Consider the following 20,657-nt stretch of genomic DNA (forward strand, 5'->3'; position numbering starts at 1 on the left):
TTTTTCGAACAATTGCCTTATCCCTTGAAATGAAGGAAATCATGCTCCAAAAACAATGCTTGCAGTTGATCGTGATTTTCATCGGGGTCTTGCAAATAAAGAGCGATCTCATCGAGTAATTGCAACTCTTCCCAGTCCATCTCGTCCATCTCTTTTTGGCATAGCGGAGGATAATCCCAGTATCTTAATTCGTTGCCGAGAATGGCATTCAGGTCATAGCAGAGATTATTTCTAATATAGTGCATCCCCCAAGATTTCTTGACCCCAAATAGCTGTGGATTGATTTCTTTGTCACGAGCCATCAACCAGGCATCACCCGCCATCAGGAACTCATCGCCCTGAATATTGATGAGTTCCAAATCGGGGTCTACTCTGATCCATCGTTTCTCGGTATCATCCCACACTTCGCAAATCCAGTGATCGATATATTTTCGGTGATTCTCGGAAAGGTAGCTTGCAAATCCGACGCGGCAGCGCACCGGGATCCCTTGGGAGCGAAGCATAGAAATCAGGAGCAAAGAATGGAATCGGCAAGAAATAAGTAATCTCTCACTAGGCAATCGGTCAAACGTAATGCCATCTGCGTTGCGTTCTACCAGAGCCTCAAGCATTTCTGTTACCTGATAAAATTTCTCGTCTTCGTTTTTTGTATAATGCGTAAGCGAATGTCTTACTTTTTTTATCATTGAGGGGTGAATCAATTGGCATTTGATGAGGTGACAAAGTTCTGGCAAGCCTCGGGGCAACTCATGAAAGAGATAGCCGTATTCGCCGGGATCCGTGTAAGGAGTAAATTTCGTATAATATTGCAGCAGTTCGGCTTTATTCACTTTCAGGCGTCCTCCTTCTTTTGGCGTTTCTTTGTTTGATCCGTTCTCTTCCTTGGTTCCGGGCAACCATGGTTTCGTCCTGCTCTTCATCCTGTTGGTCGTGACTGTCTCCTGTCAAATAAGAGGCAAGCGCGTTAATATTCGCGTACTCAAACATGGTGAGAATTGGGATTTCCCTTTCAAATACCTGTTTCAGCTTGGTGTTAATCATTCCGATTTGGATGGAATTCATACCCATCTCAAAAAAGTTGTCGAGCACGCCTACATGATCGGTTTCCAAAACCTCTTGAATCACGTTGACAATCTTCTCTTCCGCTACGTTCCGAGGAGCTACGTATGCTGTGCCGTTGCTTGTGCTGGTTGGCTTCAGCTTCAGGAGAGTTTGCATATCTACTTTCCCATTGGCGGTCAGCGGCAATTGTTCCACGATAATAAAGTGATACGGTATCATGTAATCCGGCAAGGCTTTAGCCAAGCTTGTCCTGATCTCATTCATAAATGTTTCTTGGTCCTGCGGCGCTGTTTCTGGCACGAGATACGCATACAACCGTTTGTCTGCCTCCCCCGCCACCAAAACAACCGCATTTCTCACCGCTTCTATACTTAGCAACCGTGATTCGATTTCTCCTAATTCTATTCTATAACCGCCAATTTTTACCTGCTGATCCTTTCTTCCCAAAAATTCGATCAGCCCATTGCGGTGCAATACTCCATAATCCCCCGTTTTATAGACATATCCGAATTCTGGATGATGAATAAAGGATTGATTGGTCTTTTCCGCATCATGAAGATAACCGTCCGCAACCCCTTTCCCCCCAATGTAAAGTTCACCCGGCACTGCAATCGGGCAAAGTTGCCTCTGCGAATTGAGTACATAGAACTGCTGGTTAGCTAACGGTTTTCCATAATAGATGCTCTTCCATTGGGGATCTACCTCGTCGATCGGATAATAAATCGACCAAATGGAAGCCTCTGTAGCTCCACCTAGACTGACTACTTTCGCGGAAGGGAACGTTTTATTGATCGTTGTCGGCAATGTAAGAGGAATCCAGTCGCCGCTCAGCATCACAAGACGAAGCTGTCCATCACTATCTTCGCTGCCACGGTCCTTTTTCTCCGCTACCACCCGATCCATAATGGCAGGGACAGAATTCCATATCGTTATTTTTTTGTCTGTTAGGGTGTCGGCAAGCTGTGTCATGTTCTTCTGATCTTTCACCAGCACGAGCGTAGCTCCTGCTGCGAATGCTCCAAAAATATCATAGACGGACAAATCAAAGCAGAGGGAAGACACACCTAGAATACGATCGTGGGTCGCAACCTCAAACTTTTGATTGATATCCAGAACGGTATTGGCTGCAGCTTCGTGTCTGATCATGACCCCTTTGGGATTCCCTGTGCTTCCCGATGTGTAAATAACGTATGCCAGGTGCTCCCTCTGTTCGGCGAATGATTGATGGTTCTTTGGATAGCGATCGATCTCGTTCTTCACGTAAAAATCAGGTTCCAACACGAGTTTGCATTGACTGTGTCTCTGAATGTAATCTACGCGCTCTAACGGGTAGTCAGGGTCAATAGGCACATAGGCGGCACCGCTTTTTAGGACGCCTAACAGATGTGCAACGGTGACTATTTCCCGTTTGGCAATAACGCCAATTAGGTCTCCCGCGCCTACACCGATTTGCTGCAAGTAATTAGCCACTTTGTTTGCTTGCTCGTCAAGGTCTAGGTAAGTGATGCACTGCTGTGCATCTTCTATCGCCACGGCATAGGGGGTTTGTGCAACCGTTTCTTCAAACAGCCCGTGCAACGTTTTTCTCGGTATAGGAGTGGCAGTATCGTTGTATGTGAAAATTGCTTCTTTGTCGGTCTCGGATACCCAGGCCAGCTGTTTTTCGGCTTCATCGTTCAAAATGGCATCGATTCTGGCCAAATACTGTTCAAACATGGTATCGATCACCACAGGATCAAACAATTCAACGATATAGTCCCAGTTGATTACCATGTTTCCATTGATGAGCGCCACCTGATTATCCAGATAGACTTGAGAAGTTTGTGTAATTCCGTTTGTTTGGTTCTCCCTTTCGGATGAATTCTCCACAAGACCATCAGCTTGTTGGCCGCTGTCTCCATTTTCAAACAAAGCACTAGTAAAAACGACCGGCATGAGGGCTTTGTTGCTCATTTCTCTTTGCTTACTGATTTCCCGCATCAGATCAATTCCATCAAAATGGCGATGAGCGAGCGCCTCCATCAGCGTTTGCTGAACTTTGCCTGCTTTCTCCCAGAACGAATCGTTCGGATTCAAATGCACGTCAACTACAATCAAGGAAGTAAAATCTCCGATGAGTTTGTACACATCCGGGTGCATCGGGAGTCGATTAAACAACGTCAAATTGAGGCTGAATGCCACTTGATTGCTCCAATTCGCCAGGACCTCTGTATACGCCGTGCACAAAACAGTCGAAGGGGTCAAATTGTGCTTCTGGGCAACTTTCTTTAACTGCTGCCAGCTCTTCTCCGCATATCGTTTTGATTTTCTTTGAAAATACGGATTTTTAACGTGCATGGGTTGGACCCGTAACGGAATTTCTGGAGCTAGTGGGAAATCGGGCAGCTTGGCCATCCAGTACTCCTTGTCTTGCGAGTACCACTTGCTGTTTTTTAATTGTTGATAACCGATCATATAATCCCGAAAGGAAATAGACAAATCATCGAGCTTCGCTGCATCGTCCTGATAAAGCTCTTGTATTTCTTTTCCTAAGATCTCCAGACTATAGGCATCCATGATGAGCAAATCAAAACTGAGGCATAAAAGACTCTCTTGCTCAGACAAGCGAAACGCTTTGATTTCAAATAGAGGCCATTGATCCGGACGGAAAATAGCGTGGGACATCCGCTCTCTTTCTTTCTTGATCGTCTCGGTTTTTTCAACATTTCCGCAAGCCTGCAGATCGCGTATGTCTATGCGGTATTCGGGTACTTCTGCCATAATCTGCTGACGGGCGTCTTCCAAAAAGATCGTCCGAAGCGCGGGATGCCTGCGAATCAAAATATTCAAGCAATGATTAAGTCGATAAATATCGAGCGTCGTTACGACCTCTTGATACGCATGTGTAGAAATCCCGCCTAACTCAAACCTGCTGCTTCTGCCCAAATAATAGGCCATTTGGACATTCGTTAAAGGAAATGGTTCATGCATTTGACTAAAGTCAGGTGTCAGTACCGGCAATTCTGACTCCCGCTCTTCCTGAATCGATTCTCGGATAAAACGGGCAATCGCCTCGACGGTTTGTAGTTCGATAAAGTGTTTAAACTGTAAGGAACCAGAGAAACAATTGTTAATTTCATACACAAGCTGCATGATTTGGATGGAATTTCCGCCTAATTCAAAAAATCTTTCCCGAACTCCAAAGTTTTCGATTCGCAACACTTTCTGCCAAATTTCATATAGCTTCGCTTCCACCTCGTCACTCGGTCCGACAAGGTCCTTTTGCTCCTCCACTACCCCAGTTACCGACGGCAGCGACTTCCAGTCAATCTTGCCATTGATCGTAAGGGGAATCTTCTCTATCCTCATGAAGGATTGAGGAATCATATATTCTGGGACAAGTTTACGCAAATACTCGCGGAGTTCATAGCTAGATTCAGCATGGGCAGATGTGAAATAGGCGATAAGCATTTGCTCGTGATGAGCATCTTGTTGTACATGGACGACTGCTTTTTCAATAGCAGGGTGGGCATCAAGCAGCTTTTCAATTTCACTCATTTCAATTCGATAGCCCCGTATTTTCACCTGAAAATCTTTTCTTCCCAAATATTCGATCAAGCCGTTCGCCGTCCATCTTGCCATGTCACCAGTACCATAAATTTTTTCGCCTGGCCGAAACGGGTTTTCCGTAAATTTCTCATGGGACAGCTCCGGTTTGTTCTGATAACCCCGCGCTAAACCGTGTCCACCGATATACAGCATGCCAGGAACCCCGATTGGCTGCGGGACCATCTCCTGGTTGAGGATATAGACTTGGGTATTCTTGAGCGGTCTGCCGATCGTGACCGGATGATCTTCCGTCACTTCCTCAATCGTGGACCAAATCGTCGTTTCTGTAGGGCCATAAAGGTTGTAGACGCGTCCATTTTCCAACAATCTCAGCGCTTGCTTTGCCACCGAAAGCGGCAAAGCTTCTCCCCCGATCAGCAAGTAACGCAAGCGACTCAGCTGCTCCGCTAAATCCGGCTCAGCCAACAACAGTTTTAACCGTGACGGTGTGGTTTGCATCACCGTAATTTCCTCGCTTCTGACTAGGCTGGCTAACGAACGAATATCTCGCTGACTCTCTTCATCGGCAATGACTACATGATGACCGGTTAAAAGCGGCAGGATACTCTCTAACCAGAAAATATCGAAAGAAACTGTTGTTAACGATAAAAATCTCTCAGTTTCCCGCAAGGTCAGTACATCCGTGATTCCGTGCAGGAAATTCATTAACGCCCGATGCTCGATTAAAATCCCTTTGGGAAAGCCGGTTGTTCCCGAGGTATACATGCAATACGCTACATCTCTGCTGTTATTCTCAATCTGCAGCGAATCAAGGGGGTTCATATGAATTTGTGGATCGCGCATGTCAATGACCTTGCGATCGTCTGTTGTCTCCACAGTTGTATTGGTCAAAATAACTTGCACTTGGCCGTCTTCGAGCATGTAAGCAATTCTGTTGGATGGCAGGCTCGGATCGACAGGCAAATACGCCCCACCCGCTTTGCTAATAGCCAAGAGTCCAACCATCATATCGAACGAACGGGTGGTAATGAGGGCAACCAACTTATTGGGACCGATACCATGCGATTTTAGTGTATGGGCCACTTGATTGGCTCTTCCGTTTAGCTCACGGTACGTCATCGTTTGATTTTGGAAAGTTACTGCTGGCTTGTCCGGTTGCTTTTCAACCATCGTCTCAAAAAGCTGGTGCACCAGAAGATGCTCTGGATATTCACCCGATGTCTGATTAAACCCAGCCAACAATAGCTCCAGCTCTTGGGCATCCACCAATTGAATATGGCTAATTTTTCGCTTTGGCTGGGCGAGCACCTCGTGCATGATCTTTTGGAAATAGCGAATAAAACGGGCGACAGTTTCTTTTGTAAACAAATCAGTAGAATACTCTACAGTAAAAAACAGCTTGCCCTCCCGTTCCTCGCCGTCCAATGTCAAATCAAACCGAGATGAGTTTGCTTTAAATGAATACGGCTCTATTTGCACTCCCTCAAACGGGACGTGGGCGCTGCTCCCCTGATGACGGGCGTTTTGAAATGTAAACATCACATCAAACAGAGGATTTCGGCCAAAATCTCGAGAAAGCTCCACCTGGCTGACGAGCTCTTCAAATGGATAATCTTGATGCTCCAGCGCATGGGACATATTCACTTTGAGCTCACTTAGCAGTTCTGCAAAGGTCATTTCTTTGCTTACAAAACTTCTGACTGGCAGCGTCTGAACAAACATGCCCACCACATTTTGGATATCGCTGTGATTCCTGCCCGAAGTAGGAATTCCTACGATTATATCTTCCTGATCGCTCAGCTTTGCCAAAAGAACTTTCCAAGCAGCAAGCAACACCATATAAAGCGTCACTTCATGAGCGGCAGCCATTTTCTTTATTTCTTCTGCCTGATTTTTCGGTATAGAAAACATCTCCATGCTTCCGCGGTAGGTTTTGAATGCTGGACGAGAAAAATCTGTCGGTAAATCTAGCAACGGAATTTCTCCAGTAAACATGTCTGTCCAATACTTCTGGTCAGCTTGATGGCTGTCAAGTGTTGTCTTTTCCTTTTGCCATTCAGCATAATCCTTGTACTGAATTGATAAGGCAGCCAATCCTGCCGACTGTACATCATTTTGGTAAAGAGTAGTAAACTCTTCGATCAGGATCGCATTGGATGTGCCATCTGTGATGATATGGTGGATATTAAAGACAAGAAGATGACTTTGCTCACTCTCTTTAAAAATCCCCACCTTCCATGCAGGAGCAACCTCTAAATCAAAGGATTGTATCCACGCTTCGATGTGTGCGTCGTTTATTGGTTCATTGATTTCCCTGTAATCAGGGGTAAATAAGAAAGGTTCATGGATAACCTGTAACAGTTCCCCATCAATTCGTTGGAACGAAGTGCGCAAGCTTTCATGCCTGCGGATGAGCTCATTCAAGCTTTTTTCCAATTTTTCGTAGGACAGCGTCCCCTTCACACGCAACGCAATAATATTGTTGTACTGCTTATTCTCAACTTCCATTTGACTGAGAAAATAAAGTCTTTTTTGCCCGGAAGTCAACGGATATCCCGGTTTTTTCACTGCCTTTTTAATCTGTGAAAAATCCGTTCGGTCTGCCTCGCGAATAAAACGAGCGATGTCTCGAATTGTAGGCTTGTTGAAAAAAGTCGGTAGAGGGAGTCTTACATCCAGTTTTTTATAGAGAAGGGCAATAATCGTAATGGCTTTAAGCGAATCCCCTCCCAGGCTAAAAAAGTCCTCATCACTGCCAATCGATGTAGTTCCCAATACACTACGCCATATGTCCTCTATGGTCTGCTCCAGCTCTGCTTCGGACAGCATTTTCCTGCTGATTTTGGTGGAAATCAGTTCTGTTTGGGCAGCTACTGCTGCTTCTTTTTCCAGGATGGATTCTTCGCGAAGCTGATTGCTTTCCTCCATCAAGGCAGGAAGATCAAGGACAGAGACTATGGCCCGAGTGAATTGGTTTTCCAGAATATATTGCAGCACTTCTACACCGTTTTGCGGTGTAATCGCTTCTTCCTCAAACTGCCGCTCGTTGACTTGCCTGTTCATGCCGCGATTTTTTTTCATGGCAGTGACAGACATCCCTACTTTCGCCCAATCGTTCCAGTTGATGGACGCCGTAAAGCCAGGTCGATTCTGCAAGCGATAAGCGACGAACGCATCCAAAAATTCATTTGCTGCGTTATATCCCACTTGGCCGAATTTGCGTCCGTAAATGTAGTTGCCGATCGACGAAAACAATAGAAAGAAATCGAGCGTTCGCCCCATAAAAAGCGTATCCAGCACGATGGTTCCCTGTACCTTGGGTCGTAGGATTGGGTCCGTCATTTCTTTTGTTCTTCTTTGAATGACGCCTGCATAATCCGGGACTCCCGCTGTGTGCAAGATACCAGTAATTGGCCCAAACTGCGCTTCCGCTTCATGAATGACTTTTTGCATGGAGGAGTAATCAGAGATGTCCACGCTGTATACGTTGATCATTGCCCCTGCCTGTTCCAATGACAGGATCGTACGAATGGTGTTTGATAGCCTATGATCAGGTTTTTCCTTCAGCCATTGCTCCCATTCCTGTCTAGGAGGAAAAGGGGAACGTCCCACTAAAACCAGCCGGGCTTTATACTGTCTGGCCAAATACTCTGCCATGGCAAAGCCCATTCCTCCTAATCCGCCTGTGATCAAGCAGACAAGGTTCTCCTTCAGGAGTACCAGCTTTCCGGGTTGTTTCACTAGGACAGGCTCTCGAACCGATTCAATCCACCTGCTTTTGCCACGATAAGCCACTTGCTTGTGCGGAAAATCAAAATGAAATTCCCGAATCAATTTTGAAGCCATGTAACTATTTTGCAGGTTGTTTCCTTCTGAAAGCTCGATATCGACAGTGCAAACCTTGCTACCAGGGTACTCGTAAGGAATGATCTTACTTGCCCCTAGCAATACCGCCTTCATCGGGCATATCTGTTCTTCTTGGGTAACGGAATACAACCCGTTTGTCACGATTTGTAACCGAGTATCTTTGTTGCCGGCCTTGCTTCCTATGTATTGGGCAATCTGTAAGAGGTTGTAGAGAAACAACTGCTGACTGGAGTCAACGACTGCCAACTCTGGCTCGATAGGAGGAGTCACCGCCCAAAGATAGCAGATGTACTCCGGTACTACCTCTAGATTTTCCAACAAGCGGTCTAATTCTTTCGGATTTTGCGGATTTACCATGTAATGGTCCGTCGCTACTTTTTGGAAGTGCTCCGCTTGATCGACAAGGATATACCTAACGTCATGTTCCCTTAACTCGTTGGACAACGCTTCTCCCAAACCTGTCTTGTCATTGAAAATAAGCCAGGCCGCGCCATGAGAATAGCTTCCCTCCGCATAGCTTGGCAGATGGGAGCTCTCCCAAGCAGGTACATAAAACCACTTGCGGATGTCTTCCCTCCTTTTGACCGTATTGCTCTCGCTGTGCAGATGACGACTGGTGAACTGCTCAAATTGGAACAGGTCCTTCTCTACCGGGAATTCCTGGGGTTCAAATGAATAGGTGGGCAAGGAGACGCGATTTCGCTGCTCGTGTTTATAAAATTCATTCCAATCTATTTCGTTGCCATACAGCCACATGGTCCCTAAGGCATTCAGGATGGTATACGAATTCATCTTCTCCAGCCAAATATGTATCGTATCGGTTTCCATTTGCTTACTGCTCGTCTGCTCATCTTTGGTTGAACCAAAGTACATATAAATGGCTTCTGGATTGGAAATGTCTCGATTGTTCTCCGAGTGGACAAAGGTGTCAAGCGCCGGTTTATCTACCAGTGCGAAGATAGCCTCTTCGAAGGAAAGACCGCCGGTCAAGCAATCGACCACCAGTTTGCCCTTTCCGTATCCAAGCGTGCCCTCCGGCTTGATGCCCCATTCTCTGAACAACATCGTAATGGCATAGTAGAGAATAAAGCGCACAACGTCGCCATACTTTTCCTCGCGCAGGTGCTCCGTTGTTAGCGTATCCGCTCGTCCTGATGTTTGCCGATTCAGGAGGAGCAGCGCTTGCTCTATGATTCGTTTGACCGTAGGCTCTTCTTGACATAATTGGACGATTTCTGCAAATTTACTATCTCCCCAGTTGTCATCGGAAAAATCAGGGTACACGAAAATGACAGGAAGATTCTGCTTTGCTAGACCCGCCTTACACTTGCCCGCTGAAAAGCGGACCGGTTCCGCTACTGTCGGGTTGCAAAGTGCTACATCTCGAAACGGAAAATGCTTACGGCCCACCTGTAGCGAATAGGCAATATCTTCAAGACGCACATCCGGATTTGCATGCATATAGTCCTCAACATTTTGCTTATATCGCTCCAGGGAGTGCTCTGTTTTTGCAGAGAGCAGAATCAGTTGCCATTTCCGTCCAGTAGTTGATTCTGGCGAGGCTGGGGCTTCCTCGATAATCACATGAGCATTTGTCCCCCCGATTCCAAAAGCGCTGATCCCCGCCCGGATAGGCTCGTGCGTTTTCTTCCATTCTGTCAGCTTATCGTTGATGTAAAACCCCTTTTCAATCACGTTTAAATGAGGATTCGGAGTTTGAAAATGCAGGGAAGGCGGAAGCATTCGATGCTTGATAGACAGCACTGTTTTGATGAAGGAAGCGATTCCGGCTGCGCTATCCAAATGTCCAATGTTTGCCTTTACCGAGCCAAGTGCGCACGAATGCTTCTGAGAAGGTTGATAGGCGAGCTCTAGGGCTTCCAGCTCAATGGGATCGCCAAGCGGTGTCCCTGTACCATGGCATTCAATGTAATCAACGCTCTCTGACGTCACTTCCGCAACTTTGAGAGCGGTTCGGATTACTTCCGCTTGTCCGAGGGTGCTCGGCGCTGTAAACCCGTTTTTTTGCATACCGTCATTGTTGATAGCGGAGCCTTTGATCACTGCATATATCTGATCACGATCGTCTATGGCATCTTGCAATCTCTTTAATACGACAACTCCTGCTCCATCTCCGCCAACGATGCCCTTTCCGTTTGCATCAAACGCCTTGCATTTTCCGTCTGGAGATAAGATCATCCCTTCCTGATAAACATACCCGCTTTTTCCAGGCAGAGTGACAGTAACCCCGCCAGCCAAAGCCATATCGCATTCGCCGTTCAGGAGCGATTGAGCCGCCATATGAACAGCAACTAGCGAAGTCGAGCAAGCGGTATAAATCGTCAAGGCAGGTCCTTTGAGATTTAATTTATGAGCGATCCGCAAGCTCAAATAGTCTTTATCCACGAGCTGGGTGGCTGCCCAGTGACCGATAGCTTCACTTTTTCCTGACAGGCTCATAAGCCCTTCCCACATATGATTCGGGGAAGCTCCTGCGAATAGACCAATTAGCTTTTGGTCAACCTGGGCAGCATAGCCGGCATCCTCCAGTGCTTCCCAGATGCACTCATGAAAGACTTTCATTTGCGGGTCCATGAGCTCCGCTTCCAGTGGCGTATAATCAAAAAAATGGGCATCAAAGCGATTCCCGCTCTCCAGATACCCCTTTGCCTTGACGTATTCTTCACTATTGATTGCTTTCGGATCTACACCAGCCTCGATTAGCTCGGCTTCCGAAAATGTTTGGATGGAATGAACCCCATTTTTCAAGTTTTCCCAGTACGCCGCAATCGTGTTCGCTCCTGGAAATCTCCCCGACAGGCCGATTACTGCAATTTCCAAACCATTGTATTGGTGTCCCATATCATCCCTACTTTTTTAACAGACGTAATTTTTGCAATCTCGTTCTTTTCCCTTCTTCGATAGAATCGAGTCGGGCGTCGACCTGCAACTTCTGGACTGTGACCTCAGCTTCCAATACCTTTGCTAGCATGCTGACAGTGGGGTAAGTGAACAGCGTGACGACTGATATCTCTTGCCCTAACTGATCAGTCAATTCCTTGCTGATTTTAATCACATCAAAAGAAGTTCCACCTAAATCAAAGATCGTAGAATGAATACCGATTGGATCGGTTCTGAGAACCTTGCTCCACACCTCGGCTATCTTTTTTTCCATATCCGTGTTCGGTTGAACGAATTCATGCTTTCCGCTCTGCTTGAATTCCATTTGGCGGAGTTGGGTATCATCCACTTTTCCATTAATCGTTAACGGTATGCTGCCGAGCTGAAGGATAAAGGACGGAATCATATAATCGGCGACCCGCGTTTGTAGATATTGTCTAATTTCCACCGGATCGAAGTGCTCTTCCTTCTTCTCTTTCATTACCACATAGGCACAAAGAATTTTGGTATCTTCTTCGATTTCCCGCGCCATCACCACTGCCTCTTGAATAGCCTCCATGGTTAAAAGATGAGAACGCACTTCATCCAGTTCGATCCGAAATCCGCGGATTTTCACCTGTTTGTCACGGCGCCCAATGTATTCTACTTCCCCATTGGGCAAATACCTACCCAAATCGCCGGAGCAATAGAGGCGTTCCATCCGGTCTCCAATCTGGCGAAGCTGAAACCGTTCCTTCGTCAATTCAGGGTTGTTTAAATAGCCACGAGCGAGTCCTTCGCCGCCAATCCACATTTCCCCGACGACTCCGATTGGCACTGTTTCGCCTTGTCGGTTACATACATACAATTGGACAGTAGAAAAAGGGACGCCGATCAGCTTCTTATTCTCTTGAATCTGTTGTGAGGTCACTTCTTTATAGGTCGTATGGACGGTCGTTTCCGTGATGCCGTACATATTGATCAGTTTGGTCTCGGGATATTTGTCATGCCAGGCAGCAAGCTTCGCAGGCAGCAGAGCCTCCCCGCCAAAAATGACATACCGCAAGCAGAGTCCTGTGTCAGGCGTTTTCAGCTCTTCCTCGATAAACTGGTAAAAGGAAGAGGGAGTCTGGTTCCAAATCGTTACCTTTTCTTCTCTTAATCGCTGTACCAATTGCCGGTAATCTCTTTTTTGCAAATGGGGGAGCACCACCAACTTGCCTCCATGAAGCAATGCCCCGAAAATCTCCCAAACAGAAAAATCGAAACCGAACGAGTGAAACAGCACCCAAGTATCGTGACAGGTAAAATCAAACCTGTTATTTTCATGGAAAAACAAACGAACCACATTTCTGTGCTCGATCATGACTCCTTTGGGGTTACCTGTTGTTCCGGAAGTATAAATAATGTAGGCCAGATGATTCGGATCATGAACGGGCTCAAGATTGGTATCGGGATAAAGAAGCAGCTTGTTATCGTCGACAAACATCACTTCACCGCTAAAATGGCTGACGAGCTCCTGTGATGTTTGTGTGAGGATATGTGCAGTCTGGCTGTCTTTTAACATATATTCGATTCTGTGTGCTGGAAGGCCCGGGTCGATCGGCAAGTACGCGCCCCCCGCTTTTCCTATGGCTAAGATGCCTATGAGCATTTCTATAGAAGGCGGCATGAGAAGAGCAACGATTGATTCCGTGGTTACTCCTCGCTCCCGTAAATAATGGGCCAATTGATTCGCTTTTTGATTCAATTGTTCATAAGACAACTGCTCTTTTTCAAAAACAACTGCTGTATGGTTCGGATAGGTTCTGACACATTCCTCAAAAAGAGACGGGATGGTCGCCTTTTCCGGAAAATGGGCAGCCGTCTCATTGATCTGCGTGAGTATCTCCCAATCTCTCTTTGTGAGGATGGTGAGCTCTTTCAGAGGTGCTTTCGGATTATTAATCGAATTTTCCAACAAAACTAATAAGTGCTCCATCAGAACCTCGACCATCTCTTTATGGTAGAGCGAGGCATTGTAATGAATGCGAGCACTGAGTTCTTCCAGCTTCCTGTCAAACACCAGGACAAGATTGGAAGACGCCCTGGCGAGATATTGCGGATCTTGAATGTTTTCTAAAATAACGGAGACGTCTAGAAAGTCCAAATCTTGATTGCCGTTTTTCAAGATTAACTCGATTGGATAGTTTTGATGTTCGATCGCTTCTGAAACGATTTGTTTGACTTCGCTGATCACGTCAATCAGACTCATTTCATCGGTGACCGTTATCCGAATCGGAAGTATGGTATTGATAAACTCCTCTTCCGCTTGTTGTCGGTAGATGCTTGTGCCCAACACAATATCTGCTTGTCCCGTATGCTTCATCAGCAATATGGCAGTATACGCCAGAAGCAATACATGCAATCTAGCATCGGATTGGTTACTTATTTTTACCAGTCGATTGGCATAATCACCTGGGAGGGAATAGTCTATCGATTCCATACGAGGCTCTGGCCCTTGAGCGTCTTTTTTGCCGTCAAAAAAGCAGCTCTTCTCTACCGTGCCTGCCATCTTTTCCTGCCAATACTCATACTCTTTTTTATATACGTCATTTAAATATGACACGTTCGTATAGAAATTACCTCCCATACGCTACCACCCCTATGCTTTCGATTGCTTAGAAAACGAAATCGTTTCCATCATGTAGCATTGCTTCTGCACTTGCTTTCACAAGACCTGCATCCAGTATGATGTCTTTAACCAACATGTCCGGATTCTCGACCACTTGCTTGGCAATGTCCAGAAAATGGCCGGTCATTGTTTTGATCGTTTTACGGGTAAATAAATCTGTCGAATATTCCATTCGCAACTCGATACGGTGATCATAATCGTACACCCAGAGGGTCAGATCGAATTTCGATGAAGGATTACGGAAAGGATAACGCTTGAGTCGGACTTGATTCATCGTAATTTCGGCTGGCTTGAAATCTGGCAGCACAAGCATGACGGTAAACAATGGATGGGTACTTAACTGATGAGTCAGCCCCAATTTTTCCACCAAAATTTCAAATTGCACATCCTGATTCTCAAACAGTTGTAAACTTTTCTCTTTTACTTCCGCTACATAATCCTGAAAGCTTGCGCTTGTCTCAAGCCGAGAATAGAAAGGCAGCACATTGGCAAACATACCAACCATTTGTGCCAGATCAACGTGATTTCTTCCGGCGAGGCTTGCTCCAATAATCATCTCTTCTTGCCCTGTATATTTCTGCAGTAATACATTGAAGATAGCCAGCATGTTCATAAACAAAGTTGTCGTATTTAGCTTCATGCCCGCTTTCAGCTTCGCAGTTAACTCTACTTCCATATAGAACGAATAAATATCGCCGCGATAGCTTAGCACAGACGGTCGTGGAAAATCGGTTGGAAGCAATGCCTCCTGCACTTTACCAGATAATTGTTGGAGCCAGTACTCTGTTTGTTTGTCATATTCCCCTCGTCTAATCATTTCATTTTGCCACGCAACAAAATCGACATAATTCAACGTGACGGCATGCAGCTCCTCGGACTGACCATTATAGAACTGGATCAACTCGTTCTGCAAAATCGAAACGGAGATATTATCCGCGACAATATGGTGGATATCAAATAGCCATACATATTTTTGTGTATCGTACCGGATCACTTTTACACGCATTAAAGGAGGGTGCCGCAAGTCAAAAGGCTGCATAAATTGTTCAACCGCCTGTTGTACTTCCCCTTCCGCCATAACTTTGTACTCCACTTGTAATTCAACCTTGTCTACAATGATCTGTACAATTTCGCCATCTATGACGTCAAAGCCTGTCCGTAAGATGGCGTGCCTCTGAATGACCTGCTCAAAGGCGTATTGCAATTTGCCAAGATCAAAATCTCCTTCCATGTAGGTAATTTCTGGAATGTTGTAAGCGATGTTATCTGGTTGAACCTGCTGCTGGAAAAACAGCCGTTTTTGCGCAGAAGACAAAGGATAGTATGCTTGCGGAGCAGTTTTCTTGATCCCCGTATATTCCTGTGCGATATGATACGTATCCATAATGTATCCCGCCAGCTTTTCCACTGTGGTTGAATGAAAAAATACCGTGATCGGGATTTTTATGTTGCTTGCTTGGTACAGTCGCTCGGCAACCGTCAATACTTTTAGCGAGTCTCCCCCAAGCTCAAAAAAGTCAGCGTCACCGGAAATATGTTCATGGCCCAACACAGCCTGCCAAATACTTGTGATGATCCCTTCCACTTCTTCTAGCGATAGGCTCAGTTTGTTGGCAACAGTCTTGTCGAACGCAGAAGACAAGCTGCTGCTTTGATCAAATGGGGTGACTTTCTCCTGTTTGTATGCTTCGAGGCGTTTCGGCAAATCTACTGTTGATACGATGAGTTGGTGATACTCAGTAGCGAGTGCAGTATGAAAAAGCATGAGTCCTTCTTCTGGAGTCAACGACGTGACCGAATTAGATAGCGATTCTTCTTCCGAGCGGTCAGGGACTGTCTTAACCATCGGCAGGCCCAGGCTGTCTGTCTGATGATCCGAGCTGACTGCTGCCACCTGGTAGCCCTCTATTTCAATGATGCCCCTCCCCTGTTCATCCATAATCGTCAGATCAAACTCCACGATTTTGTTGGTCGGTTGAGTCCCTGACTGGCTACGAATATGACTGTACACTTTTTCCGGAACTTTTCCGTAGATTATGATGCTTTTGAACGAAAACGGTACGTATTCGCCGTCGCTCGTTTTGGCATGATCCATATGAACCAAAGCAACGTCGATGATAGCCGGATGGAAATGATACGAAACTACATCCCCCACAAACTCTTGTGGCAGCTCGATAAGAGACAGTCCTTGCTGTGAAGTGAATTTCCCCCAGCAATAGCTGTTCCAGCGTGGCCCGTACGTCAATTTACTTTCCCGCAGGTTATTGTAATCGTTTTTGCCATAATTGTTTTGATCGCAGGCATCGCTGATGGCCGTGAGTTGATAATCACGTGGATGGATGCGCCCTACGCCAATATGACCGCGTGCATGTGTGATCCAGCTAGCGTTTTGTGTGCCCGAATCACTTTCGATCGTAAACTGATAACCGTTATTTTCTCGTACCAATACGGTTCGGACATAAATATCGGCGCCGTCTTGCAATACAAGTGGCGTCAAAAAATACACATCTTGGATGTGCATGGCAGTTTCTAAGTTGGGGTTCAAAGCTTCATAGGCGGCGCATGCCATTTCCACATAACAAGTCCCTGGGAGCACGGCTTTGTCTCCTACCCGATGTTCATCCAAAACCCAGTCTTTGTTCGTCTGAAAATGAGAAACGAAAGTCGTACGCCCCGTATTTTCTTTCACGAAATACTGGAAGAATGGGTGCTCCATCTCCTTATACGAAATTCCAGGAAGCACAGAGCTGTCTGGACGAAATGATGATGAAAGGCTCGCCATTCCGGTATCTTCCCACGTATCCCAATTAATTGTTTGTGTGAAGAAACCCTTTTTAGTATTCGCCCTGGAAAAAGCATCCAGAAAGGCATTAGCTGCACTGTACGCGACCTGTGCTGTCGGAGCAAGTACCGAGCTCAATGAGGAAAAGAGCAAAAGGAAGTCGATAGGCAGTGTCAACTGTTCAATCACTTTTTGCAAGACCGCGGTTCCATAAACCTTTGTCGCAAACACGGATTCACACATCTCTCTGGTTCTTCTCTGAATGACAGCTCCATCGGGAACACCAGCTATATGGATAATACCGTTGATCGCCTTGTTTTTCTCCAGAATGTCGTTAAGAATCTGCGAGATTTGACTTTCATCCGTTATGTCTGCTTGATACAGGTGGACTTTCTTGGCCGAAGCCTTCAGCTCCCGCAGGATTGAAATTTTTTTGCTTACAGGGTCCTCTTCTCCATGAAGTTCATGCCAGTTATCCCACTCTGTTTCAGGCAAAAAATGCGAACGGTTGATCAAAATCAGCGTCGCTTGATATTTTTGGGCCAAAAATTTTGCTACATGTAGTCCAATTGCTCCCAGGCCCCCGGTAATAACATAGACTCCACCCTGCTTGAGCCGTTGAGAAGTCGTCGTAGTAACAGATGTCGACAGATGAATTTGCTTGTACGCAGGCTCCCAGATGTACGCATGTCGAATAGCAATCAGATCATTTACGCCCTCTTGATTGTCCACCTGCTGCAGTAACATTCGGATTACATGCTGATTTTTGCGGCGGTCGGCATCGATCAACCTGCAAACGATATGATCATATTCTTTGGGGATGACGCGAACTGGACCTAACAGTGTAGCCTTAGCTGGTACGACAGTCTCATCTCCGATGACTTCAAAAACTTCGCTAGCCACGATGTCGATGGCAATTGTTTGCTGTAGCTGAAGCTGTCCAATTGCTCGGGCTAGGTTCAATAACGTGTGGTAGCCTAACCGATTCCATTCTTGCGCTTCCCATTGTCGATTGGGAGCCTCAGCCTCATGCTGGAAGCACCAGAAATGAACTATCTTCAGAGGCCTGTCGTCTGGAATAGGCAGCTTCTTTAAGAGTTTGACCAGATCGTCTTGACTATCAGGGTTTACTGTATAGGTCTCTCCCCCATGGTGTGTAAATACTTCTCCCATTTCGATACAGACGACTGTATGGCCTGAATTTTTAATTTGTTCGATCCAATCGATTACTTCGGGATCTTGTGTAGCGAAAACAACAAATAAACAAGGAGGGAGCTCCTTTGCTGTCTCCTTGTCATCTGAACGTGTCCACGATGGAATGTACAGCCAATCTTCGGGTTTCTTCTTGACAATCTCGCTATCGTCTTGGTCCTTCAACAGATTTGTCAGTTTTCTGAGTTGCTGGGCTTCTACCCCATATTTTTTCCGCGTAAAAGGATAGGTCGGCAGAGAAATGCGAGATTTTCTTTGATGCTTGTTCATCTCTTCCCATTTTATTGCGCAGCCATTTGACCATAAGTGACCAATCGATTCAAGAAGCTGATGCTCGAACCCGGAATTTCCTTGCAAAAGAGAAAGAGAAGTAGACTGGCTTTCGTTTTCGATTGCTGCGCCATCTGTCCCAAAAAGAAGCTTTTGGGCTTTGGCGCCCGTTTCCTGCCATGCTACAAGTGAGCCTTGTCGGTTAACGCTCTCTCCTAAACGGTTCACCCAGTAGTCTGGCAGGATCACTTCGTGGGAAATCGTTTTCCCCGTATCGTAAGACATCACAGGTATGGAAGGCTGAGAGAGGTGTGTAAAGTGAAATGCTTCAAACAGCTCCGCCTGGAGTGCCTCCAGCAAAAACAGATCGTCTTCGTTCCCCCTCAGTTCATCCAGGAGCTGCCCTCTTTTTTCTACCAACATCAATGCATCTTCTAGCGAGAAAACATCGGCGAGACAACTTGCGACATACTCTCCGATTCCCACTCCCATAACAACTGTAGGTTGTACTCCGATTCGGCTCAACCATTTGGATAATGCCAGTTGGAAGAGAAAGGGCAGAATCTGCTCGTGTTGAGCCTGACTTTTCACATCGAACAAAGTCGTTTTTGTGATTCCCAGTATCTCGCATGTTTGAAGCAAGAGTGCTTCAAAATCTTCATGGCAATACGTGTTACGTAAACCCGCTTGATAAAGAGTAGCTGCTCTTTTGGGATCTATTTCGGAAAATACAAAATATGTTTGCAGGACTGCCTTCTTCGTTTCCGTGCCAATGGCTTGCATACTTTTCGAGCGCAGTGCTACGCATGCATCTTGAATAGTTGCGCAAGCCACATGCCGGCGATAGGAAAAATGCGCCCGTCCCATTTGCAAGGTATACGCGATGGCGGAAAGGTCTGCACCTGGATTTCCTTTTGCATATTTGACAAAGTCGTCAATCGCGTGATCCAGCTCTTCTTCTGTCTTTGCGGAGAATACCAAAAGCTTGCTCTGGTCTGCTTCTGCCTGAACGCTCCGTGGGGATGGTGCTTCTTCCAACACAACATGCGCATTCGTTCCACCCACTCCAAAAGAACTGACACCCGCTCGTAGAAGTCCTGTTGAATTAACCCATTCTGTTGCTTGGTCTACCAGATAAAAAGGGGTATTTTCCAGCTCAAGATTTTGATTCGGCTTGGAAAAGTGCAAAGTAGGCAGCAAACACTTGTTGTCAATCGCCAATACTGTCTTGATCAACCCCGCAATCCCGGCTGCGCTGTCGAGGTGACCGATATTCGTTTTGACTGAGCCAAGCCCACAGTAATTTTTTCTGCCTGTTTGAAAAGCTTTGGTCAGCGCTTTGACTTCAATCGGATCACCTAACGCTGTCCCGGTTCCGTGTGCCTCGATGTAACTGATCGTGGTCGGATCCACGGCGGCCACACGATGAGCAGCCCGAATGACTTCTACTTGTCCGTCTACGCTTGGAGCGGTGTATCCGACTTTGCGGTTGCCATCGTTATTGATTGCAGTCCCTTTAATGACCGCATAAATATGGTCCTTATCGCGCAAGGCATCTTCCAAGCGCTTTAAAATCACCAATCCGATTCCATTGCCCACAACTGTTCCCGTGGAGTTGGCATCAAAAGCCCGACAATGACCGTCTGATGACAAAATCATCCCATCCTGATAGATGTATCCATATTTGCTGGGGGTAGTGATGGATACTCCGCCTGCTACTGCGAGGTCGCACTCACCACTGACCACCCCTTGACAAGCTACGTGAACAGCAACCAATGACGTGGAACACGCAGTAAACAAGGTATAGCTGGGTCCGGTCAAATGCAGTTTATAGGATACTCTTGTGCTCATTAAATCTTTGTCATTCAAGTGGGCGATTTCAAACTCCTCAGCTCCGTTGTGAGAGCCTGCGGATATCGATAACGCCTCCCAGCGAAAGTGGGGACGCCCCCCCACATATACACCAATGGAGTCATTTGTCACTCCTGGAGGATAACCCGCATCCTCGAGTGCTTTCCATGTATGCTCGTGCAACAATCGGGTCTGTGGGTCCATATATTGCGCTTCATTTGGCGTATAACCGAAAAAGTTATGATCGAAATAATCACTCTCGTCAAGATATCCTTTTGCTTTCACGAAGTCCTTCCTTTTGTACACTTCTGCTAGAACTCCGGCCTCTTCTAATTCTTTATTTGAAAAAAAAGAGATACTCTCTACGCCATTCTTGACGTTTTGAAAAAACTGCTCAAGGTCTTTGGCCCCCGGAAAAGCACCCGACATTCCAATGATGGCGACCTCTAACCCTGTTCGTGTGTCCTCATTCATGGTTACCCTCCTTTTCTCTTGGTTTCATATCTAAGC

Annotated in this window: 4 protein-coding genes; all 4 read right to left on the reverse strand. The window is 46.2% G+C overall.

What is annotated here, in order from left to right; genetic code table 11:
* Positions 1–17: 17 nt before the first annotated feature.
* Genes ACUUHJ_RS15980 through ACUUHJ_RS15995 form a run of 4 tightly spaced genes read right to left on the reverse strand, consistent with a single transcriptional unit; the run spans position 18 to position 20,621 of the window.
* The gene (locus ACUUHJ_RS15980; RefSeq protein WP_472299327.1) at positions 18–830 is read right to left on the reverse strand and encodes a transglutaminase-like domain-containing protein; all 813 of its coding nucleotides are present in this window, start codon (positions 828–830) and stop codon (positions 18–20) included.
* Positions 823–11,340, reverse strand: a complete 10,518-nt coding sequence (locus ACUUHJ_RS15985) for an amino acid adenylation domain-containing protein (protein WP_472299328.1) — start codon at positions 11,338–11,340, stop codon at positions 823–825. Before ACUUHJ_RS15985 ends, ACUUHJ_RS15980 begins: the two co-directional genes overlap by 8 nt.
* A gap of 7 nt (positions 11,341–11,347) precedes the next feature.
* On the reverse strand, positions 11,348–13,990 hold the full coding sequence (locus ACUUHJ_RS15990; protein ID WP_472299329.1) for a non-ribosomal peptide synthetase: 2,643 nt from the start codon (positions 13,988–13,990) through the stop codon (positions 11,348–11,350).
* Positions 13,991–14,018: 28 nt separating this feature from the next.
* On the reverse strand, positions 14,019–20,621 hold the full coding sequence (locus ACUUHJ_RS15995) for an SDR family NAD(P)-dependent oxidoreductase (protein WP_472299330.1): 6,603 nt from the start codon (positions 20,619–20,621) through the stop codon (positions 14,019–14,021).
* Positions 20,622–20,657: the final 36 nt, after the last annotated feature.

It is taken from the genome of Brevibacillus schisleri (assembly GCF_055685845.1).